The following is an 18,615-nucleotide window of genomic DNA, read 5'->3' on the forward strand; positions in this document are numbered from 1 at the left end:
ACAAGCAATGGAGACGGCCAGACAAAAAGGCACAACTAAGCGGTTGTATCTTGCCCAAGGCGGTTTGCAGGACCGGTTGGACCAACAAGGTTCAAGCTCTGGTTCCAGGGCATCAATCAGCTGCAACGTTGCCGCGCGCACCGCTTGGTGCGAATTTGCTTAGCGCACCTCGCGGTGCGACCTGCTCGCTATTGCCGATCAACCCTCCAGCACATAAAAGTTGCCGCTGAGGTTGTCCAGGTAGTAGTCACCTGGATTAGCACCACCGATCGTCAGCGGCGGTGGTCCAGCACCGTTAAACCACTGAGTGCCGCCGTTACTGCCAGGCGGCATGGCCCAGGTGCCATCAGCGCAAAGGAACAAGGCGCTTGAGCCATCGCTGGGCGGCACACCACCAGCACTGCTGCCGCCACTCCAGGGCGTCAGGCTCCACTGCTGGGTTGCGCTGCCGTCGTATGCAGCGCCACTTAGGCCAGCACCAGGGATCAAGGGCAGCACAGAGCCAGGCGCTGTTCCACCGCCTCCTCCATCGGGTGGTGGGGTGACCTCGGGCTGCCAGATCGGACAGCCCGCCAAGCTCACCAGCAGCGTTGCCGTAACACCGCTGCCGGTGAGCTCTGTTGTGATCGTGTATTCCCTGCGGCTGGTGTAGCCGTGCCGCAGCCGGCCGTTGCCATCGCCGCCAACGGGCCAGGGCAGGGTCTCCGTCACCCCATCACCCCAGTCCACCGTCACCGCATTGGGGGGCGTGGTGCGTGGGTTGAGTAGTAGCTCGATCGGGATCAGCCCGCCCGACTCCGGGCCAGCCGGCTGCCAGCTCAGTTCCAGATCAGCCGCCGGGATAGGCGCACGGCCAAACCCCAGCTGCTCCCAGCGCTGCACCTCATTGGACGGCACCCACACCGCCTCACCAGGACAGCCAGCAGGCGGCAGCAGGCGGATCAGCTGCGCGCTGATGCCACCACTGCTGATCGCAACGCTGGTGCGCATGGCAATGGTCATCTGCTGAACCTCGTTAAATCAGGGGGTCATCCAGCAGCAGATCAGGCAGTGGCTGCTCAACCGGTTGCTGCGCTAGTGCTGTGGCCTGCTCCACCAGCTCTGCCTTGGTTTGGCTGCCATCAAGCTCGACGCCATAGACGCTGTAGCAGTGCTCAAGGATCTGCGCCTTGGTCATGGCCTGAAAATCAGGCGCTGCTACTGGCGCAGGGGCTGCATCTGGCTTGGGGTCTGCTGCTGGTTCTGCTTCCCAGTCCGCTTCTGGCACTGCTTCTGGTTCAACAGCAGGCACTGACTGAGCTACTTGTTCGGGCTCTGGTGCGAGCGGAGCAATCAAATCGATCGCACCAGTTGGTGCGACAGGTAGATCTGCTGCAGCCTCTTGCAGCTGCCAGCCCAGGCTTTGCCAGCCGCCTAGGTGCACCGGCCATATAAAGCGGTGCTCTGCTCCAGCACTGATCCGCACCATTCCCTCAGGAATGGCTGGATCACTTAGGTCATGGCGCACAGGAGTCACCATCAAGCAGGAATGGTGGCCGTAAGTCCCACGTGCATCCCCTCTGGGGTCTCGGGGCTCACCTCCGCTTTGGCAAAGCAAACTGCTGGCAGGTCCACATCGGCTAAATCAGCAGCATTGAGCTGGATGTCACGTCCACTGATGAACGCCTCCACCCGCCCCCCTTCTGCTGGTAGCGCAACGGTTGCTGCAACCACCCAGCTACCGGTTGTGCCATCACGGAGCACAGGCGCAAAGGAAACCTGAATTTCAACAGCAGCAGCAGAGCCTGGGTTACTTGCTACTACTGAGAAGCGTGATGCCGCATCGAGCTTGGTTGTAAGCAGCACCTCTTCTCCAGAGAGGAAGGTGCGCTCCAAGTTGCGTATGGCGCTGCGGTTAGTCCAGCCCACCAAGGTGGTCTCCGCATCGAGCAAGGGATTGCCGTTCATGGCTCAATTAGCAGGGGTGATGTTGAAGAGGCGGCCAGCAGCGCGGCTTTGCAGCACGGCAAAGCCCACGTACCAATCGACGCGGGTGCGAAACACCGGGGCATCAGGTACCTCGCCCAGGTCCCGCACCGAAATGCCATAGCGGCCCTGGAAAGGGCCCTGCAAACCAGTGACGCCTTGATCACCAAAGGTGCAGCAGTAAATCGAGCTGGTGCCACCCGCCTCGTCGTAACCCATCACCTCAATGCCCTGGGCATCGCGGTCAACCGTGACGAGCTCGCAGTCCTGGTAGCGGTGCACCGTCATCCCAAAGGAGTTGGTGCTGGTCTGATACACCCCACCACCAATGGAAGCGCGGGCCATGGCATTGAGCTGGCGGCGCATTGCCTTGCTCATCACCAGCACCTTGCTGCCGCCATAGGCATTCACCGAATCGATCAACTCATCGAGGCGATCAAAATCAAGCGGTGCACCAGGAGCAGTGCTGGTGCCAGCACCGCCATTGCCGGCGTTGTCGATTGCCATCGCATCGCCTGGCTGCAGGCGCTTACTGAGGCCGTCAAATGCCCTGGGGTTGGCGCTGCTATCACCATTGATCACTGTTGCTTCCAAGGTGAGTCGCATGGAGCGCACCTTCATCTCGATCTGGCTGGCCCGGGCCTCAGGGCCCATCAGGTCAACAATCGAGCGGTCCACATCCACGTCACCACCAAAGAGGTGCACCGCTTCTGCGCGCTGGTCCACCACGCCATAGCTCTGGGTGTAGCCCTCGTTGACAGCGCGAAAGCCAACTGATGGCAGCTCCTGTTCTGCGGAATAGAACAGACCGCTGCCGGCAATATTCATGAACGGCAGCTGGGCGAGCAGTTCGCCCTCTGAAAACGTCTTGAGCACAGCTAGATGCTCAAGCCTGTTCTCGTATTTGGCTGCCTCGATCAAGGTGAGGCCCATGGCACAGGGGGCAGCGCCCCGGGGAGGTCAGGGGCTATTGCCGAGCACCTGTCCTCGGCGGCGCAACCACGATCTCGCCTCTCCTCAGAGTTGCTCCAGCGGGGTCTGCCGGCCTGGAAGTGTTTCGATCGCTAGTCGTCTGCTGCTCTGATAGCTCTCGAAAACCAGCGCCAGCACCCGGCCGATGAAAGAGCGCGGGCGTTGGCGCTCGCAAGTGGCCGAACTCCAGAGCCGGCGTCTGATCAGCCAGCGCTTGATCGCTTCTGTAAGCCGTCCGCGGCGGCTTGCGAGCCAGAGAGAGCGCTCCAGTTTCTGTCGCCTGAACTTGCGGCGCTGGTGGATCTCATTCATCACGATGCCGTGCAGCTCCCATTCCACAGAGTTGCCACACTTCTCCCTGTAGTGGGCATCGAGCGCCAGCAGCTTCTCGTCGTCGAGATTGCGCGTCAGCTGGCAGTAGAGCTCGTGGCTCTCAGGAGCGAGGCACATAAGCACTCAAACGACCTGCTCCCAGTCTGAGCTAAAAGCAGTGGAGTGGAGGTGCGGCAACAGCAGAGGTCTGCCCTGCTGTTCATGTCCGCAACTCCGACTGCCACTCCTGCTGCCCAGGCACCGTTCACAGCTGAACGCTGGCAGCAGTTCTGGAACGCCTGGAAGGCAGAGCCACAACAACTCGAGGGGATTGAGCAGTTGCGGCTCGCCGTCATTGCTGCCAACCCAGCGATCCTCACCGAGGCCGCGCCCTGGCGGCAGACCTTCTCGTCGTCGCCGGCTCCAGAGACATCAGCCCATGCCAATCCCTTGCCGGTGGCCTGGGAGAACCAGAACGACAACGCATCAGGTACCGGCTACCGCGAGTGCTTCTCCAGTAGCTGCGCCATGCTCGCCCGCTACTGGGGCAAGGTCAGCTCGGACGACGAATACAACGCCATCCGCGCCAAGTACGGCGACAGCACAAGTGCAGAGGCCCAGCTCTCTGCTTTGCGCTCCCTGGGGCTGACGGCGAACTTCGCGACCAATGGTGATCGAGCAGAACTGGAGCAGCAGATCAACCTGGGGCGGCCGGTGGCCGTGGGCTGGCTGCATCACGGTTCTGTATCTGCGCCATCAGGTGGGGGCCATTGGAGTGTGGTGATCGGTTTCTCCGAGGCGGTGGCCATTCACAACGACCCCAACGGAGAAGCTGATCTAGTGGCAGGTGGTTACACCGCCAACACCAATGGCGCAGGCCAGCACTACAGCTGGAAGAACTGGCAGCCCCGTTGGGAGGCCGATGGCAAAGGCACCGGCTGGCTGCTCACCTGTCATCCCTGAGCAGCAGGCCATGACAGAAGCACCGCAGCTGCTGACACCACTGCCGCCACCGCGGCCACCGTTTGATCGTGAGCGCTTTGTCTTTAAGACCCTGGCGGTAGTGATCTGCACCCAGCTTTTGATCTATGCCCTTGCTGCTGGGGTCTGCGGCCAGCGGGCCTTGGCGGGCCGGCCAGTTGGTCAGGTATGTCCAGGCACGCTTGAGAAATTGCAGATGGGTTTTGATTCCACCCTCAACCTGCTGCTGGCACTACTGGGCGGTGCAGCACTGACGAGGGTTGGCAGGCCGCCTGCTAGCTGAACTCCTCTGCGGATTGGACAGGGAGCAGCAAGCAGTAGCAGTGCGATTCAGCCCACCAGCTGGAGGTGCCGGCTACTGAACAGCTCTCCGGTGCAGTTCACCGGCAATAACGCTGAGCGACCAACCCGGTACCAGGCATCCACCAAAGCAGCGCTGGAGCGGGGGTAGAGCTCTCCAGCCAAGATCCAGAGCTCGTCATGCAGCACCTGAGTCTGATCTGGCGTGCCTACATACCAAGGCGACTCAGGGTCCTGCGACAGCTCCTCATGGAGCAGCAGAAGTCCCTCAAGTACGCAGTTTGCGAGCTCAGGTGTCATCGGCTTTGCTGGCCCCACCTTGCGGTGCAGCTACCCAAGAATGTCCATCCACGCACACCAAGGTGCGCCAGATCAAGCACTGGCACCCAGAGGGTTGCGTTGCAGGGCGCCGCAAAGCGGGGGCAAGGCAGTGGCGTTAGGGGGCCAGCCCAGCAGCGCACAAAAGAATGGAGCTAGCGCTAGAGAACACAGCAGTGCTGCGGTCGCCGGCGGCTGCCGTGAACTTGCCACAGCGGAGCTGTGGCTGACGTCAGACAGCCGCCGCCGCCCTCAGTTGGCCTGTGTTGGGGTAATGGTCCGGCACCTCTCCCGCGGCTGCGGTGGCTTAGCGGCCAGCTGCCGATGGCTGGCTGGAGTGGGGCCCCGGCTTTGCTCGCGCGGCTGCGCGGGCACTAGTCAATTTTGATCGGATCTGGTGGCCTTAATTCGTAGTCAGCCGAGGCTGCTTCTCATGGGCTTGCTCTGCACAGATCAATTGCCCTGCAGGAGTTCTACTCGTCTATAAGTGCAGTTGTACTGCTAGAATATGGGCTGCGCCAAAGGCCCCGAGCCCATCGCCTGCGGTAATCCAATTCCCTGATCTCGCCAGCACTGCCGCTCTTTTATTTGCGGTGTGTTGCCCCGATTAGTTGTCACCTCTGGCAGCTGAATCATGGATCTTTATCTCTCATCTAGCCCTGCAATAGCCCCATCCCGTTCTTTGGTGATCGCGGCCGGTGGTGGTCGTGATCTGGCCTGGCCCCAGCAGCGGGTTGCCGCTGAGCTGCTCGCCCGCAGCGGTGGCCGGCTGGTGCATCTGCTTCTCCATGGCGGTGCCCGCGGGGCCGATGCCGCCATTGGTCGGGCGGCCCAGCAGCTGGGTTGGTCAGCCCTGGTTATGCCAGCTCAATGGCAGCTCCACGGCCGGGCCGCCGGGCCAATTCGTAATCGAGAGCTGCTCGAGCAGGCCATTGCCAAAGCCGTGGCCCACACATCCCCCGGCTCGCTCGCCTCGGTGTTGGTGGTGGCTTTCCCCGGCGGCCCAGGCACCGCCTCGCTGGTGAGAGAAGCCCGCCACATGGCCTCCCATTCCCCGGTGCCGATCTCGGTGGTCGAAGTCAGTGCAGTTGCCGGGCTCTGCGCTGTTCCGGCTGGCATCGGCTGCTCGTAATCCCCCAGCACCACAAACCTTTGGAGCGCTTGGCGCTCCGTTCCGTTCTTTCCATTCCCATCCCCATCGCCTGCTCACCGTCATGCCTGTAATCACCCCTATTCCCACCGCTGTTCCTGTCGTCGAGTCGGTTCCTCCAGTGGCAGGCCCCGCCTGCTCCCTCCAGCGATCCGGTTCCATCTGGCAGCTGGGCATCGCGGCCCAGGAGCTCACCACCGCTATCTCCCAGCTGGCCGAGCAGCTGGAAACTGAAGACCCCGAGCGGCGGGCCCTGGTCCTGGCTGAGCTGGAGGCTGCACTTCTGGCAGAAGAAGGCAATAAGCAGGCCCTCGCCGCCAAAGCCGATGCCACCTGCTGGGTGATCGAGCACCTGCGCGGTCAGGCCACCTACCGGAGTCAGCAGGCCAAGCGGCTCACCGATCTGGCCCGTAGTGATGCGGGCCGGGCTGATGCGCTGGAGGAATCGCTGATCTTTGTGCTCAACCAGCTGCAGCCGGCGGCTACGCGTTTCTCCTTCCCCGATCACGAGCTCACAAGCCGCAAGTCATCCGCAGTCGTGATCGACGACGAGCAGGCCCTCGATCCCGAGTGGCTCGCCATCAAAACCACCAGTCAGCCCGATAAGGCCGCCATCAAAGAGGCCCTCAAAGCCGGCCGCCAGATCACAGGAGCCCAGCTGCTCACCCGCCGCAGCTGGCGCATCCACTAAGGGGCCGCTGGCCGGGGCCATAGGGCCCCTCGACATGGGTCTGCTGCAAGGGCGGGCCCATACCCCTTCCACTCAAATCACCTCTCACATCTCAGTATTCCCATGACCACCGCTGTCTTCTCCACCGAGCAGATCGCTGCCCTTTCCGCTCCTCTCGATCGCGCCAAGGTCCAAACCCGCAGCCAGGCCGGCCGCTCCCTGGCCTACTTGGAGGGTTGGCAGGCCATCGCAGAAGCCAATCGCATCTTTGGCTTTGACGGCTGGCAGCGCGAGACCATCGCCGTGCAGTGCGTCTGTGAGCGGGAGCGTACCCTGGGCAGCAGCAACCGTGCCGGCTGGGGTGTCACATACACCGCCCGGGTGCGCATCAGCGTCGGCGAGGTGATCCGAGAAGGCAACGGCGCCGGCCACGGCATCGACGCCGACCTGGGCCAGGCCCATGAATCCGCCCTCAAGGAGGCCGAAACCGACGCCATGAAGCGAGCCCTGATGACCTTTGGCAATCCCTTTGGTCTGGCGCTCTACGACAAGCAGCAGCGAGAGGTCACCAGCTCTGCAGCACCTACTCCGGTGCCAAACGCCAACCCCAGTAGCAGGCCAGCAGAAGTGGCGCCTAGGCGCGAGTCCCAATCACCTGCTCAGCGAGAGATAGATCCCAGCCTTGACCCCCTTGATCCAGGCACGATTCACCAGCTACACAGCACAATTCGCTCCCTGCCACGCCCGGCACTGGAAGGACTCACCAAGGCATTCCGCAAGCGCTTTCAGGTGCCGCCAGATGCACTCTCAATTGCTGATCGGATCTGCCAGCGCCGCCATCACGAATGGATTGAGGCCTTCCTTGTGCAACACCAGCAGCTGGTGGCCTGAGCCTCAGCGCTGCAGCAGCCAGCGCAGCAGCGACAGGCCAATGATCAGCCCGATGCCGATGTTCCAGAGCCAAGACGGACGCTCAGCCAACCGCTGCAGCCAAGCCGGCAGCTGATCACGCCACTGCTCCATTGCCAGCACCGCCAGCAGCAGCAGGACCAGGGGGATGCCGATTGCCAGAACAAGCTCGCGGAGCATCGGCACCTCTCCACTGCTTGAACGGTATCCAGCTCCAAGCGCCGCGGCAGCCAAGCGCCTTCAACCGTGCTAGTACATGCGTACGCATTAACCGTAATTCATGGGTGTCCCTCTTCCCCGACCCGCAGCACTGAATGCCCGGCTTGAAACCCCGATCGAAGAGTGGTCCTACCTCGATGAGGCGGTGCTGCTCAAGACCCGCAGCCGCAAGGTCTGCATGACCTGCCACTGGTTCAGACACCACGTAGGGGTGAACTGCATCCCGGTGCTCACCTGTCAGCTGCACCAGGGGCTGATCGCCCATGGCGAGCACCTCACCAGCCGCTGCCAGGGGTGGACTGACGACATGGCTCGCCAGCGGAGCTGTGCGCCGGAAGGGGTCTGACAGCTGCTGCAAGCCCGCGGCCGCCGCACTCCCCCAAAGAGGACTGGCTGAGCTAAGGCAGCCAGGTGCTTCGCTTTCGCCCGACCGGCTGGGATCGTACCGGCCACCGGCTGGAGCTGATCAGCCCAGATCTGGCCATTGATCTGGATCTGTGGCGTACGCAGAGCGGACAGGTCAGTGCTGATGGCGGTGGTGCACGTCGCTGACGTGCGGGTGCTCGTGGGCCAGCGGGTCATGGCGGTGCCGATGGCTGTGCCAGAAGGGTTGGTCAGGCTCGAGGTCCGCGAGATCCTCCGGTCGGTGGGAATGAATGTGGTGCGCATCACCATTTACAGGGGCATGGAAGTGGCGGTGCTGGTGATCGAGTTCGGCATGGCGGTGCCAGTGGCCGTGGCTGGATCGCAGCAACAAGCCTGTGCTGAGCGCCATGGCGGCCGCCGCCAGCAGCAGCGATGGACTGAGCGGTGAACCCAGCAGAGCCACCGCCACCAGAGCGCCAAGGAAGGGAGCGGTGGAGAAAACCACGGCTTCCCTGGCGGCGCCAAGGGAGGCCAGGGCCACTATGTCGAGCCAGATCGACACGCCATAGCCCAGGCTGCCGATGCCAAGCAGGACGGCACTCATCCATGCGAACGGAATGGCATGCCCTTGCAGATGGGCCACGGCCAGCATCGGCACTGCAGCCCCGAGGGCCTTGGCGGCGGAGATCTGCAGGGGGTTGCGCAGGCTGAGGCGCTGGGAGAGGTTGTTGTCGATGCCCCAGCACAGGCAGGCCAGGGCGATCCACAGCGCGCCCTGACACTGGCTGCCGCCCAGGGGACCCGCCGAGAGCACCAGGGCGCCGCTGAGCGTGAGCGCGGCCGCCGCCCAGCCTTCCCGGCCGAGATGCTCCTTCCCCACCCCCACAGCGATCAGCACTGTGAACACCGCCTCCAGGTTGAGCAGCAACGCCGAGGCCCCCGGGGTGAGCAGCGCCAGGCCCTTGACCAGGGCGATCGGACCGGCGATACCGCCCAGCAGGGTGATCAGCCCCAACAGGGGGAGATCCTGCCGCTGGATCGGAGCGTGGCGGCTGGTCGGGGCCTCGGCCACGGCCAGGGGCAGCAGCACCAATGCCGCACCGGCGTAGAGCAGACCCGCCACGAGCACGGGAAAAGACCCGTGGCTGAAGCTGCTGATCAGCGGAGCGCTGGAGCCGAACAGCGCAGCAGCGAGCAGGCCCGACAGCCAGCCGCGGCGCTGTTCTCGCGTCTGGGAGTTCATCAGGATCACCACAACAACCGGACGCGCTCTATTCCAAAACTATGGGGAAGTCCGCTGGAACCGACAAGCCAGAAAGTGTTGCTCCGCGCCACCTGGTGTGCGACGGCAGAACCACCCATGATTGAGCAAAAGTAGTGCTGACCCCAAGGTTTCCTGGAGCCTCTCAGGGCAATACCGCACCACAGGCAAGCCACTGCAAGTGGTGGGGCCATCTTCTGCAAAGGTTGCCAGGAGCAGAGTGCCACCAGGCTTGAGCGCCCGCAGCACGGCCCGGACATGCCAGACGTCATAGGCATGGGCGGGCAGGGTGGCCGTGAGGATGTCGGCCTCCAGCCACTGCACCGCAGCTGCGCGTGCGCCAAGCCGCTCTCGGTTCACCACCAGTGCCGTACCGGAAAGGTCCAGAACCGTGATTCGTTGGTAGCCAAGGTTCAGGAGGTCATCCACAAGCGTGGAGGCACCCCCGCCCACATCGATGATCGCCGCATCCAGTGGTAGGCCGGCAGCCTGAAGCAGCTGGAGTGAGTCATCGGCATGGGCTTGATACCAGCTCAACGACTCAGGGGCCTTGGATGCGTAGATCGACTCCCAGTGGTTTTTGCTCGTCATGGGTCCACGCAGAGGCGGCTGTCAACAGTTCAGCCGCCCCGCAGCACCGCGCTGAGCAAGGAGAGGTTGATCATCACAATCACGCTGGCGCACAGCCAGCCTGCTGCCTGAAGCCAGAGCGGCGCTCTGAGCTCGCCCATCAGACCGCGCCGCCCGCAGAACCACACCAGCGGGATCACAGCGAACGGCAACTGCAGCGACAGCACCACCTGGCTGAGCACCAGCAGATTCGTGGTGGCCCGTTCGCCGAACAGGATCACTGTGGCCATCGCCGGGATCAGGGCCAGGCCGCGGGTGAGCAGTCGTCGCTTCCAGTCGGGGAGACGGATCTGCAGAAACCCCTCCATCACGATCTGACCGGCCATGGTGGCGGTGAGGGTGGAGCTCTGGCCCGCCGCCAGCAGGGCCACGCCGAACAGCACGCTGGCGAGCGACGTACCCAGCATCGGCGTCAGCAACCGGTAGGCCTCGCTGAGGTCAGTTACCGGCTGCGGCAGCCTTCCGTAGAAACTGCCGGCGGCCAGCACCAGGATCGAGACATTGATCAGAAAGGCCAGGCTGAGGGCGATCAGGGTGTCCCAGGTGCTGAAAGCCAGGGCCCTGCGCTGCGCCACTTGGCCGCCGCTCCAGCGGCGGGACTGCACCAACGAGGAATGCAGATAGAGGTTGTGGGGCATCACCGTGGCCCCGAGAATCCCGGCCGCCAGAAACAGCTGCTGCCCGTCCCTGAGGCTCGCGGCCTGGGGAAGAAAGCCCTGGCCCACCTGGCCCCAGTTGGGCTGCAGCAGGAACATCTCCACCGCGAAGCAACCCCCGACCAGGGCGACCAGGGCGATCACAAGGGCCTCCAGTCGGCGGATCCCGAAGCGCTGCAGCGCCAGCAGCAACAGGGTGTCGGCGGCGGTCAGGCCCACCCCCCAGGGCAAGGGAAGACCGAAAAGCAGCTGCAGGGCAATGGCGCTACCCACCAGCTCGGCCAGGTCACAGGCAATGATCGCCACCTCGGCCAGCAGCCACAGGGGAATCCGGCAGAACCGCGGTAGGAGCTGGCTGCAGGCCTGGGCCAGATCCATTCGCGTGGCGATGCCCAGCCGGCAGCAGAGTGACTGGAGCACCATCGCCATCAGGCTGGATAGCCCGATCACCCACAGCAGGCGGTACCCGAACTGGGAACCGGCCGCCAGATCCGTGGCCCAGTTGCCGGGATCCATGTAACCCACGGCCACCAGATAGCCGGGGCCGAGCACCCGCAGAAAGGTGCGCAGGGTGCCCAGGCCGGCGGGTACCTCCACGGCCTGCGTGTCGATGCGAGAGGCGGTGCCGATCGGTGCATCAGGCATGAAGCGACGCCAGCGGAGCTGGAGGCTAAGGCGAGGGTGGCTGCGATCCTGCTGGGGCATGGCTGGCTTGACCCCGCCCTGGGGAAGGGATCACGGCCTGCTCAGAAGTCACGCGGACCGGTGTAGCCACTGAGATCAGCGAGGGTGTTCAGTGGCTTGACGCCCGAATCCACGACGCCCTTGATCTGCCAGCTGGGATAGCCCTGAACCCCCTGCTGCTTGCACAGCTGCGCCTGGCTGTTGGCGCCGTCTTCGGCGCATTCGATCACCTGGAGCTTGGCGGCAGCCTCCTTGCCGAAGGCCTCCTTCTGGTCATGGCAGTGGGGGCACCAGTACGCCGTGAACACCCGGGCGCCGACGCTGCTCAGATGCTCCGCCAGGGCAATCTTGGCCGGCGAACTGGCGCTGATGACAGCTGGAGCCGCCCGTCCGCTTTGAGCGACAGGCTGGTCCGCCGATGCTGCCCAGCCCAGCCCCAGCAGACCAACAAGGAGGACTGTCATCACTCCGCGAAAGATCAGTTGGCTGCGGTCGATCCAGCCACCTCCAACAAGACTCAACAGGAACAGCGCCAGGCTGAGGGCGGCCGACACCACACAGAAGGTGCAGAAGGCCTTGATCTCGAAGACCAGGAGCCCCATCAGCACCAGGCTGAAGACGGCCATGCCGCTGCTGGTGAAGAACAGAGCCCAGCGATTGCCCTCCGAGGCAGGGGCCCGCAGACCTCCTCGCAGCAACGGCATCAGGGCCAGCAGGAGCACCGTGCCGTAGGCCAGGAACCCAAAGAGTGAAAGTGGCTGGCCCAGCAGCGTGCCCCAGGCGCTGCCGAGCACCTTGTCGCAGCCATCGCTACCGCCCGGACAGGACAGGCTGCCGATCCAACCCCAGCGCTTGGCGGTGATCGAGCCGGTATCGATCATGCCGATCGTGGCGAGCACGGCCATGGTGAGGCGCACCCAGGGCCGGCCTGGCTCCTGGCCGACCCGACGGCTGGAGAGAGGCTTGGTTCGCGTAGCGCTGCTCACAGGGGGAGAGAACGGCTGAGATACGGCCATTGAAAAGCCTGAAGTGGCTTCAGGGTCAAGGGCCTAGCGTTGTGGCATGGAGCCTTACCCGCTCGACTTGCCAACCCAAGGGGATGAATCCATGCAGATCGGCGAGTTGGCACGGTCCACCGGGGTGAAGATCGAAACCATCCGCTATTACGAACGCGAGCACTTACTGCCGGTGCCACAGCGCACCGATGGCAACTACCGCCTCTATTCGCCGCGGCATGTGGAGCAGTTGCGCTTCATCCGCTTTTGCCGCAGCCTTGACATGAGCCTGGAGGAGGTCCGCATCCTGATCGGGGCGCGGGACGCACCAGCCGGGAGCTGCCGGACAGTGAACACCTTGCTGGACGAGAAGATGGCCGAGGTTGATGCGCGGCTCGATGAACTGCGCCAGCTACAGCATCAGTTGCGGAACCTCAGAGGGCTTTGTCCGCAACCTGATCAGGTGAAGACCTGCGGCATCCTCATGGAATTGAACCGTTCGGCTGGAATCGACAAGGCTCAGATCTGATCATTTCCGACCAGGCTCAGCCCTTGATCTTGCCAAGCATGGGTGTGCGGAGAAGCCGCAGGCCATTGGCGATCACGATCAAGCTGGTGCCCATGTCCGCGAAGACCGCCATCCACATCGTGGCGTTCCCGGCCACGGTGAGCACCAGAAAAAGGGCCTTGATTCCCAGGGCCAGGACGATGTTCTGGCGCAGGATGCGGAAGGTGCGGCGAGAGAGGGCGATCGTTTCCGGTACGCGCATCAGATCGTCGTTCATGATCACCACATCGGCCGCTTCCACGGCGATGTGGGTGCCGCTAGCCCCCATCGCAAAACCGATGTCCGCCTGGGCCAGAGCCGGCGCATCATTGATGCCATCTCCTGCCATGGCCGTGAACCCGTAGCGGGCCTGCAGGGCAGCCACCGCCTCAAGCTTGTCCTGGGGCAGCAGGTTGCTTTTCACCTGCTCGATGCCGGCCTGGGCTGCGATCGCGCCGGCGGTGGCTGCGTTGTCACCCGTGAGCATCACCGGTGTGACGCCCAGGGCCCGCAGGGCCTCCATGGGCGCCGCCGAGCTGGGCCGAACGGTGTCGGCGACGGCGATCAGGGCGAGCACGCCGGTGTCATCCGCGAGCAGGCTGAGCGAGCGGCCCTGGCGCTCGTGGACCTGCATCGATTCTTCCAGTGCGCTGGAGCAGAGCCCCAGCTCTTCGATCCAGCGGTGGTTGGCCAGCATCAAATGGCGGCCAGCAATCACGCCGCGCACCCCGCGCCCCGGCAGGGCCTCGAAGGCCTCCACAGCCAACCGCTCGCCATCGAGGCCAACGGCCATCGCCCGCGACACCGGATGGTCGGAGCGCTCCGCCAGGCTGCTGGCCCACTGTTTGAGAACGCCAGCGTCTGCCGTTTCTTGCTGAGGGGAAAAGGCCACCAGCTGGGGCTGGCCCAGGGTGATCGTGCCGGTCTTGTCGAGCGCCAGCACCTTGATCTTGCGGGCCTCCTCGATGTAGAGGCCGCCTTTGATGATGATGCCGCGACGGGCGGCGGTGGCCAGGCCGCTCACCACCGTGACCGGTGTGGCGATCACCAGCGCGCAGGGGCAGGCGATCACCAGCAGCACCAGTGCCTTGTAGATGGCCTGCAGGGGGGTGAACCCCAGCAAGGGCGGCGCCAGCAGGGCAACGGCCAGGGCCACCACGAACACCGCCGGGGTGTAGCGGGCCGCGAAGCGATCGACGAAACGCTGGATCGGGGCGCGGGAGGCCTGGGCTTCCTCCACGGCCTGGATGATGCGCGCCAGGGTGCTGAGCGAAGCAGGCGCCGTTACCTGGATCTCGAGGGCGCCGCCCTGGTTGATCGTGCCCGCAAACACCTCATCCCCTGGGCCTTTGTCCACCGGCAAGCTTTCGCCAGTGATCGGGGCCTGGTTGATCGCACTCTCGCCACTGATCACCGTGCCATCGAGCGGCAGCCGTTCTCCCGGGCGGACCCGCACCACATCGCCGATGGCCACAGCACTGGCGGACACGCGCTGCCAGCGGCCATCGCTCTGGCGGAACTCCGCCTCATCGGGGGCCAGGGCCATCAGGCTGGTGATCGCCTGGCGGGCCCGCTCCACGGCCCGCGCTTCAATCGCCTCGGCCACGGCATAGAGCGCCATCACCATGGCGGCCTCCGGGAAGCGGCCGATCAGGAAAGCGCCCGTGACCGCCACGCTCATCAGCGCATTGATGTTGAGCCGACCCTGGCGCAGGGCCGCGAGGCCCTTGCGAAACACGGAGAAACCCGCCAGGGCGATCGCGGTGATGGCGATCCCGATCTCCAACAGCTCATGGCCCGGGAAGGCCGGAACGACCAGATGCAGCAGCTCCGCCGTGATCGCCAGCGCCAGGGAGCCCGCCAGACGGAGCCGTTCAAATCGCCGTTCGGCACGGGTCTGGGCGGCGGACGGCCGCTGATCGGTGCTGATCGGCTCCGGGTTGAATCCCAGCCGGCGGATCGCAGCGAGGGCTGAGTTGAGCGCTGCTACTTCTGCATCGATCGCCAGAACGCGCTCGGCCAGCAGGAACCTCAGGCCGCGGATGCCGTCAACACCTGCGAGGGCATGGCGGATCTCGCCTTCCTCCGTGGCGCAATCCATCGCGCTGATCCGAAACAGCGCTTCCTTGACGCTTGCCGGCTCCGGCTGCGGCCCCGTGGTGGCTCCAGCCGTCTGCCCGCTGGTTCCGCTGCTGCAGCAAGGTTCCGCCATGGTCAGGCCATCCAAGCCCCATCAAACAGCCTGTAGCCACTTCAGGGTCAAGGGACTTGCGGGCCATTTGCCCTCAGGCTGTTGATCAACGCAGCTGGGAGCACTCCCGATCCCGCAACTCCTGACCCAGACCATCGGCTTGCCGGGCCAGCTTGGCTCCAGCCGCCGTGTAGAACCTGAACTGCTGGCGGTTGACGTAGAGAACCCGCTTGCTGCGCAGCAGCTGTTCTTCCGCCTTGTGGCGGCAGACGAGCAGGGCCTGGTAGTCGATGGTCAGCTCGTTGCGGTCGTTGGCATTGGCCCCATCGGCCTGCTGGCTGAGGACCGGGCAGATCCGCTCACGGATGGTTCGGACCAGGGCGATTTCGGCCTTCATCGCCTGCTCGGCCAAGGCATTGCGTTGATCCAGCAGGTTCCGACACGCCTCCAATTCAGCCGACAACGCCGGAGCCGCCAGCCAGCAGCAGGTCAGCGAGAGGGTCAGGACGTGGCGCATGAACGGATCGGTTCGATCCCTGCGCCTGTGGCTGCGATCGCCGTGGCCCTTCTGAAACTTTTGCATCAGAAGATTGTCCTGGGTGTGAGCCCCCTCGCGAGCCTCAGCCGCTCCTCATGGGGCTCAGAAGACGCGATTCCGCCAAGGATGGCGCCGTGATTTCCACTGCAGATATCATAAAAAGGAGTCATCGTTTCATCTCACTTGAAGAAGCTTGTTGGACCAATGCGTAGAGCATTGATCTATGGCCTGATTAGTTATGGCGGACTTGTTCTGATCAACAACTCAGAGCTTGATCTCCCCAGCATGTGGATCGCGTATCTGCCGATGTTTATCGGTGTCTATGTGGTGACGCAGTGGCTAGACAAGAAGCTTGGGGATTGAGTACCTCAGGGTTGGGCACCTCTTCATCCATCGATAACCAGAGCAAGTTTGCAGATCACAACCAGTCGACTGGAATCGCCTCCCAGCCGGCGGGATCCCACGGGGCCATCAGCGCCTCCAGCCCCCGCAGCTCGGCTGCTGCTTCCGGAAGCAACCAGGCCTCTTCCCATCCATCGTTGATCACCACCGGCATGCGGTCATGGATCGGACGCAGCAGGGCGTTGGGGGTGGTGGTGAGGATGCAGCAGGTCTGGAGTTCGCTGCCATCGGGACCGATCCAGTGGTCCCACAGGCCGCCCAGCCAGAAGGGAGCGCCGTCCTGGCGGCGGATCCAGTAGGGCTGCTTCTTCCCTTTGGGGCCATGGCCTTCCCCTTCCGGCGGCGGCCGCCATTCGTAGAAGCCATCGGCCGGCAGCAGGCAGCGGTGATGGCGCCAGGGACTACGAAAGAACGGCTTCTGGCTCACCGTCTCGCTGCGGGCATTGATCGGCCGGCTCTTGCCGCGGGTGTCCTTCAGCCAGCTCGGCACGAGGCCCCACTGGGCGTAGCCCACCTCCAGTCGGCCCTGCTGCTGCCGCTGGATCAGAAGCGGTTCGCCAGGCCGCACCTGCTGCCGGGGCTGGTACTGCTCGAGGAAACCCTCCGGCAGCGGACCCTTGAGCCTTGGCAGCAACTGATCGATCGTGGTGGTGAGCGAGTAGCGGCCACACATCAGCGACGCCTGTGGATCCGGTTGGGCTGCTCCCAATCTGCGTGGCCTGACTACTGGCTGAGGGGTTTCGCAGGGAGTGAGTCTGAGGGGACCAAACCCACACTGGAGACGGCCGCGCTGCGGTGGATCGGTTTGCCGTACTGACGCCACGGTCAATCGGATCTATTAATGAATCAGAGGCCTCGACCAGGGCAGCGCGAGCCCAAGCCCTGCAACCGGCCCTAGCCCTTGGCTTCTGCGCAGCAGTAGGGCGCCCGACACGGGGCGCCCTTCTCATTGGCCCCTGTGCGGCAGCTCTTGGAGCAGAGCCTCAACGCTGGCCACCTTGTCCTCCAGCGTTTGGTCCCGATCGGTGCGGGTGTTGACCTTCACGGTGGTGTAAATCCGGGGGCAGCCCATGTCGTGCACGGCCGTATGGCATGCCTCGATCGCTTTGAAGACGGGCGCCCACTCGCCCTCGACCGCGGTGCCGTTGGGGTGCAGCTGGATCTTGAGGCCGGCGTCCAGCAGCACCCGTTCGCAGGCAGCGATATAGGGCGCCAGGTTGACGCCGACCCCGATCGGAACGACGCAGAGATCGACGATCACCTTCATCGATGTGCCTCCGGAGGACTCATTGAAAGGCTCCCATCTTCCTGGCCCCTTCTCCGTTCAGGGTCGAGCCGGTGTCCGGCTTCCCCGTTAGTGCCCTGCCTGCTCCGTTGGCCAGGCCTAGCGTTTGGGCCATACCGCCGGGTGGGCCATGGCCGTGGTGAACCGCTGCGCGGTGGGGATCTACCCCAGCCAGAAGCTGCTCGATTGGGCCCAGGGTCTCGACCTGGACATCGACGCTGCCGGTGCCCGGGAGCCCTGCCTGTACCTGATCCCTGACTACGACACGCAAGAGGAGGCGGAGGAGATCCTCGAGGAGGTCTACGAGGCGATCTTTGAAGCCGAGCTGGACTACTGGCATCGCGACACCGGCACCTGGCCGGCCGAGCGCACCTACCCGGTGTTCCGCAAGTGGTTTGAGGTGCGCTTCTACCCCCTGATCCAGGACCTGGTGGGTGAGGAGCTCACCGCCACCGAGGTGGATGAGGAGTTCATCGGTGAGCTGCGCACAGCGCTGGAGGGAGTGGAGCCGCGCTCCTGAGCGAGGCCAGAAGGGAAGGACGTCGGCCTTCAGAGTGGGGTGATGCCCCTGAACCCGCCCCCACTTGCCGCTTTGTTGCTGGCGGTGGCGATGACCATGGCGGCGACATCCCCGACGGTTGTGGCCGGATCCGAGGTTCGCGCCACGGTGCTCTCGATTGGTGATGGCGACACGATCCGGGTGCAGCAGGGCCAGCAGCGGATCACGGTGCGGCTGGCCTGCATCGACGCCCCCGAGATGGTGCAGGCTCCCTATGGCGCCAACTCCCGCGCCTATCTGCAAACGCGGCTGCGGATCGGCACTCCGGTGACGCTGCTGCCGCAGTCGGTGGACCGCTACGGCCGCACCGTGGCGGAGGTGATCGGTGAGGTGAATCTGAACCTGGCGATGGTGGAGGACGGCCAGGCGTTTGCCTACCGCCAGTACCTGAGCCAGTGCAACGCTCAGGAGTATCTGGATACCGAGTACCGGGCTTCCCGCAGCCGCTACGGGGTGTGGAGGACGCCGGGCGGCATCACGAGGCCTTGGGAGTTTCGGCGGGCTCGGCGTTCGGGTGGAAGCAGTCGTGCGGTCAGTTCAGGTGTGGCCCCTGCTGGGACAGCCCCAGCTGCGATGGCAGGCCAGCGTTACCGCTGCAAGCAGATCGGCAGCTTTGCCAAAGCCCAGGAGCTGCTTCGCCAGGGGCACAGCAACCTCGATGGCAATGGCGATGGGGAAGCCTGCGCTTCTCTGCGATAAGCAGCG

25 protein-coding genes are annotated in these 18,615 nt (G+C 64.2%); 10 read left to right on the plus strand and 15 right to left on the minus strand.

Annotated features, from left to right (window positions below; genetic code table 11):
• Positions 1–198: 198 nt before the first annotated feature.
• The 5 genes from AC01FP_RS08450 to AC01FP_RS08470 all read right to left on the minus strand — a co-directional run bounded on the left by AC01FP_RS08450 (position 199) and on the right by AC01FP_RS08470 (position 3,387).
• On the minus strand, positions 199–990 hold the full coding sequence (locus tag AC01FP_RS08450) for a hypothetical protein (protein ID WP_474479521.1): 792 nt from the start codon (positions 988–990) through the stop codon (positions 199–201).
• Between the two features lie 25 nt (positions 991–1,015).
• Positions 1,016–1,519 carry a hypothetical protein gene (locus AC01FP_RS08455; protein ID WP_474479523.1) on the minus strand — a complete coding sequence of 168 codons (504 nt, stop codon included), beginning with the start codon at positions 1,517–1,519 and terminating at the stop codon, positions 1,016–1,018.
• The gene (locus AC01FP_RS08460) at positions 1,519–1,947 is read right to left on the minus strand and encodes a hypothetical protein (RefSeq protein WP_254993316.1); all 429 of its coding nucleotides are present in this window, start codon (positions 1,945–1,947) and stop codon (positions 1,519–1,521) included. Before AC01FP_RS08460 ends, AC01FP_RS08455 begins: the two co-directional genes overlap by 1 nt.
• Positions 1,948–1,950: 3 nt before the next feature.
• Positions 1,951–2,898 carry a major capsid protein gene (locus tag AC01FP_RS08465; RefSeq protein ID WP_254997408.1) on the minus strand — a complete coding sequence of 316 codons (948 nt, stop codon included), beginning with the start codon at positions 2,896–2,898 and terminating at the stop codon, positions 1,951–1,953.
• An 84-nt stretch (positions 2,899–2,982) separates the two neighbouring features.
• Entirely contained in the window at positions 2,983–3,387 is a 405-nt protein-coding gene (locus AC01FP_RS08470; RefSeq protein WP_474479525.1) for a hypothetical protein, read from the minus strand.
• Between the two features lie 84 nt (positions 3,388–3,471).
• Here AC01FP_RS08470 and AC01FP_RS08475 point away from each other — a divergent pair, with 84 nt between their 5' ends.
• Entirely contained in the window at positions 3,472–4,212 is a 741-nt protein-coding gene (locus AC01FP_RS08475; RefSeq protein ID WP_474479527.1) for a C39 family peptidase, read from the plus strand.
• Between the two features lie 10 nt (positions 4,213–4,222).
• The gene (locus tag AC01FP_RS08480) at positions 4,223–4,513 is read left to right on the plus strand and encodes a hypothetical protein (RefSeq protein WP_474479530.1); all 291 of its coding nucleotides are present in this window, start codon (positions 4,223–4,225) and stop codon (positions 4,511–4,513) included.
• Positions 4,514–4,560: 47 nt separating this feature from the next.
• On the opposite strand, the gene AC01FP_RS08485 is transcribed toward AC01FP_RS08480, so the two are convergent.
• A complete protein-coding gene (locus AC01FP_RS08485) occupies positions 4,561–4,830 on the minus strand; it encodes a hypothetical protein (protein ID WP_254961812.1) in 270 nt (89 codons plus the stop codon).
• Positions 4,831–5,482: 652 nt separating this feature from the next.
• Here AC01FP_RS08485 and AC01FP_RS08490 point away from each other — a divergent pair.
• The 3 genes from AC01FP_RS08490 (at position 5,483) to AC01FP_RS08500 (ending at position 7,559) form a co-directional block, all read left to right on the plus strand.
• Positions 5,483–5,980 (plus strand): SLOG family protein, encoded by a 498-nt coding sequence (locus AC01FP_RS08490; protein ID WP_474479533.1) that lies wholly within the window; start codon positions 5,483–5,485, stop codon positions 5,978–5,980.
• Positions 5,981–6,062: 82 nt separating this feature from the next.
• Positions 6,063–6,689, plus strand: coding sequence for a siphovirus Gp157 family protein (locus tag AC01FP_RS08495; protein ID WP_474479534.1), 627 nt, complete (start codon positions 6,063–6,065; stop codon positions 6,687–6,689).
• A 102-nt stretch (positions 6,690–6,791) separates the two neighbouring features.
• Positions 6,792–7,559, plus strand: a complete 768-nt coding sequence (locus AC01FP_RS08500) for an RAD52 family DNA repair protein (RefSeq protein ID WP_474479535.1) — start codon at positions 6,792–6,794, stop codon at positions 7,557–7,559.
• Between the two features lie 3 nt (positions 7,560–7,562).
• Here AC01FP_RS08500 and AC01FP_RS08505 read toward each other — a convergent pair whose 3' ends face one another.
• Positions 7,563–7,757 (minus strand): hypothetical protein, encoded by a 195-nt coding sequence (locus AC01FP_RS08505; RefSeq protein ID WP_474479537.1) that lies wholly within the window; start codon positions 7,755–7,757, stop codon positions 7,563–7,565.
• A 100-nt stretch (positions 7,758–7,857) separates the two neighbouring features.
• On the opposite strand from AC01FP_RS08505, the gene AC01FP_RS08510 reads away from it, so the two are divergent.
• Positions 7,858–8,142 (plus strand): galactose oxidase, encoded by a 285-nt coding sequence (locus AC01FP_RS08510; protein ID WP_474479538.1) that lies wholly within the window; start codon positions 7,858–7,860, stop codon positions 8,140–8,142.
• Positions 8,143–8,316: 174 nt separating this feature from the next.
• On the opposite strand, the gene AC01FP_RS08515 is transcribed toward AC01FP_RS08510, so the two are convergent.
• Genes AC01FP_RS08515 through AC01FP_RS08530 form a run of 4 tightly spaced genes read right to left on the minus strand, consistent with a single transcriptional unit; the run spans position 8,317 to position 12,379 of the window.
• The gene (locus AC01FP_RS08515; RefSeq protein ID WP_474479539.1) at positions 8,317–9,405 is read right to left on the minus strand and encodes a DMT family transporter; all 1,089 of its coding nucleotides are present in this window, start codon (positions 9,403–9,405) and stop codon (positions 8,317–8,319) included.
• 39 nt (positions 9,406–9,444) lie between these two features.
• On the minus strand, positions 9,445–10,014 hold the full coding sequence (locus tag AC01FP_RS08520) for a class I SAM-dependent methyltransferase (protein WP_474479540.1): 570 nt from the start codon (positions 10,012–10,014) through the stop codon (positions 9,445–9,447).
• A gap of 29 nt (positions 10,015–10,043) precedes the next feature.
• Positions 10,044–11,414 carry an Nramp family divalent metal transporter gene (locus AC01FP_RS08525; RefSeq protein ID WP_474479541.1) on the minus strand — a complete coding sequence of 457 codons (1,371 nt, stop codon included), beginning with the start codon at positions 11,412–11,414 and terminating at the stop codon, positions 10,044–10,046.
• Positions 11,415–11,455: 41 nt separating this feature from the next.
• The gene (locus AC01FP_RS08530; protein ID WP_254997426.1) at positions 11,456–12,379 is read right to left on the minus strand and encodes a vitamin K epoxide reductase family protein; all 924 of its coding nucleotides are present in this window, start codon (positions 12,377–12,379) and stop codon (positions 11,456–11,458) included.
• Between the two features lie 76 nt (positions 12,380–12,455).
• Between AC01FP_RS08530 and cadR the strand changes: the two genes are divergently transcribed.
• A complete protein-coding gene (gene cadR, locus AC01FP_RS08535) occupies positions 12,456–12,917 on the plus strand; it encodes a Cd(II)/Pb(II)-responsive transcriptional regulator (protein ID WP_474479543.1) in 462 nt (153 codons plus the stop codon).
• 16 nt (positions 12,918–12,933) lie between these two features.
• Here cadR and AC01FP_RS08540 read toward each other — a convergent pair whose 3' ends face one another.
• Positions 12,934–15,147: a heavy metal translocating P-type ATPase gene (locus AC01FP_RS08540; RefSeq protein ID WP_474479544.1), complete on the minus strand. Its 2,214-nt coding sequence runs from the start codon at positions 15,145–15,147 to the stop codon at positions 12,934–12,936.
• A gap of 85 nt (positions 15,148–15,232) precedes the next feature.
• Positions 15,233–15,709, minus strand: a complete 477-nt coding sequence (locus AC01FP_RS08545; protein ID WP_255017171.1) for a hypothetical protein — start codon at positions 15,707–15,709, stop codon at positions 15,233–15,235.
• Between the two features lie 138 nt (positions 15,710–15,847).
• Here AC01FP_RS08545 and AC01FP_RS08550 point away from each other — a divergent pair, with 138 nt between their 5' ends.
• Positions 15,848–16,027 carry a hypothetical protein gene (locus AC01FP_RS08550; RefSeq protein WP_254943085.1) on the plus strand — a complete coding sequence of 60 codons (180 nt, stop codon included), beginning with the start codon at positions 15,848–15,850 and terminating at the stop codon, positions 16,025–16,027.
• A gap of 55 nt (positions 16,028–16,082) precedes the next feature.
• On the opposite strand, the gene AC01FP_RS08555 is transcribed toward AC01FP_RS08550, so the two are convergent.
• Positions 16,083–16,739, minus strand: a complete 657-nt coding sequence (locus tag AC01FP_RS08555; RefSeq protein WP_255017204.1) for an SOS response-associated peptidase — start codon at positions 16,737–16,739, stop codon at positions 16,083–16,085.
• A 273-nt stretch (positions 16,740–17,012) separates the two neighbouring features.
• Entirely contained in the window at positions 17,013–17,333 is a 321-nt protein-coding gene (locus AC01FP_RS08560; RefSeq protein WP_254943087.1) for an MTH1187 family thiamine-binding protein, read from the minus strand.
• A gap of 154 nt (positions 17,334–17,487) precedes the next feature.
• Between AC01FP_RS08560 and AC01FP_RS08565 the strand changes: the two genes are divergently transcribed.
• Entirely contained in the window at positions 17,488–17,871 is a 384-nt protein-coding gene (locus AC01FP_RS08565; RefSeq protein WP_474479545.1) for a hypothetical protein, read from the plus strand.
• A gap of 42 nt (positions 17,872–17,913) precedes the next feature.
• Complete coding sequence (locus AC01FP_RS08570) at positions 17,914–18,609, plus strand: thermonuclease family protein (RefSeq protein WP_474479546.1); 696 nt, start codon at positions 17,914–17,916, stop codon at positions 18,607–18,609.
• Positions 18,610–18,615 lie beyond the last annotated feature (6 nt).

Source organism: Cyanobium sp. NIVA-CYA 375, from assembly GCF_056108345.1.

Coding starts and splice junctions, on each gene's coding strand:
- AC01FP_RS08545 (WP_255017171.1), bottom strand. CDS start 15,709: ATGCAAAAGTTTCAGAAGGGCCACGGCGATCGCAGCCACAGGCGCAGG.
- AC01FP_RS08455 (WP_474479523.1), bottom strand. CDS start 1,519: ATGGTGACTCCTGTGCGCCATGACCTAAGTGATCCAGCCATTCCTGAG.
- AC01FP_RS08490 (WP_474479533.1), top strand. CDS start 5,483: ATGGATCTTTATCTCTCATCTAGCCCTGCAATAGCCCCATCCCGTTCT.
- AC01FP_RS08540 (WP_474479544.1), bottom strand. CDS start 15,147: ATGGCGGAACCTTGCTGCAGCAGCGGAACCAGCGGGCAGACGGCTGGA.
- AC01FP_RS08560 (WP_254943087.1), bottom strand. CDS start 17,333: ATGAAGGTGATCGTCGATCTCTGCGTCGTTCCGATCGGGGTCGGCGTC.
- AC01FP_RS08485 (WP_254961812.1), bottom strand. CDS start 4,830: ATGACACCTGAGCTCGCAAACTGCGTACTTGAGGGACTTCTGCTGCTC.
- AC01FP_RS08570 (WP_474479546.1), top strand. CDS start 17,914: ATGCCCCTGAACCCGCCCCCACTTGCCGCTTTGTTGCTGGCGGTGGCG.
- AC01FP_RS08460 (WP_254993316.1), bottom strand. CDS start 1,947: ATGAACGGCAATCCCTTGCTCGATGCGGAGACCACCTTGGTGGGCTGG.
- AC01FP_RS08470 (WP_474479525.1), bottom strand. CDS start 3,387: ATGTGCCTCGCTCCTGAGAGCCACGAGCTCTACTGCCAGCTGACGCGC.
- AC01FP_RS08480 (WP_474479530.1), top strand. CDS start 4,223: ATGACAGAAGCACCGCAGCTGCTGACACCACTGCCGCCACCGCGGCCA.
- AC01FP_RS08475 (WP_474479527.1), top strand. CDS start 3,472: ATGTCCGCAACTCCGACTGCCACTCCTGCTGCCCAGGCACCGTTCACA.
- AC01FP_RS08505 (WP_474479537.1), bottom strand. CDS start 7,757: ATGCTCCGCGAGCTTGTTCTGGCAATCGGCATCCCCCTGGTCCTGCTG.
- AC01FP_RS08450 (WP_474479521.1), bottom strand. CDS start 990: ATGCGCACCAGCGTTGCGATCAGCAGTGGTGGCATCAGCGCGCAGCTG.
- AC01FP_RS08515 (WP_474479539.1), bottom strand. CDS start 9,405: ATGAACTCCCAGACGCGAGAACAGCGCCGCGGCTGGCTGTCGGGCCTG.
- AC01FP_RS08510 (WP_474479538.1), top strand. CDS start 7,858: ATGGGTGTCCCTCTTCCCCGACCCGCAGCACTGAATGCCCGGCTTGAA.
- AC01FP_RS08500 (WP_474479535.1), top strand. CDS start 6,792: ATGACCACCGCTGTCTTCTCCACCGAGCAGATCGCTGCCCTTTCCGCT.
- AC01FP_RS08465 (WP_254997408.1), bottom strand. CDS start 2,898: ATGGGCCTCACCTTGATCGAGGCAGCCAAATACGAGAACAGGCTTGAG.
- AC01FP_RS08520 (WP_474479540.1), bottom strand. CDS start 10,014: ATGACGAGCAAAAACCACTGGGAGTCGATCTACGCATCCAAGGCCCCT.
- AC01FP_RS08525 (WP_474479541.1), bottom strand. CDS start 11,414: ATGCCCCAGCAGGATCGCAGCCACCCTCGCCTTAGCCTCCAGCTCCGC.
- AC01FP_RS08555 (WP_255017204.1), bottom strand. CDS start 16,739: ATGTGTGGCCGCTACTCGCTCACCACCACGATCGATCAGTTGCTGCCA.
- cadR (WP_474479543.1), top strand. CDS start 12,456: ATGGAGCCTTACCCGCTCGACTTGCCAACCCAAGGGGATGAATCCATG.
- AC01FP_RS08495 (WP_474479534.1), top strand. CDS start 6,063: ATGCCTGTAATCACCCCTATTCCCACCGCTGTTCCTGTCGTCGAGTCG.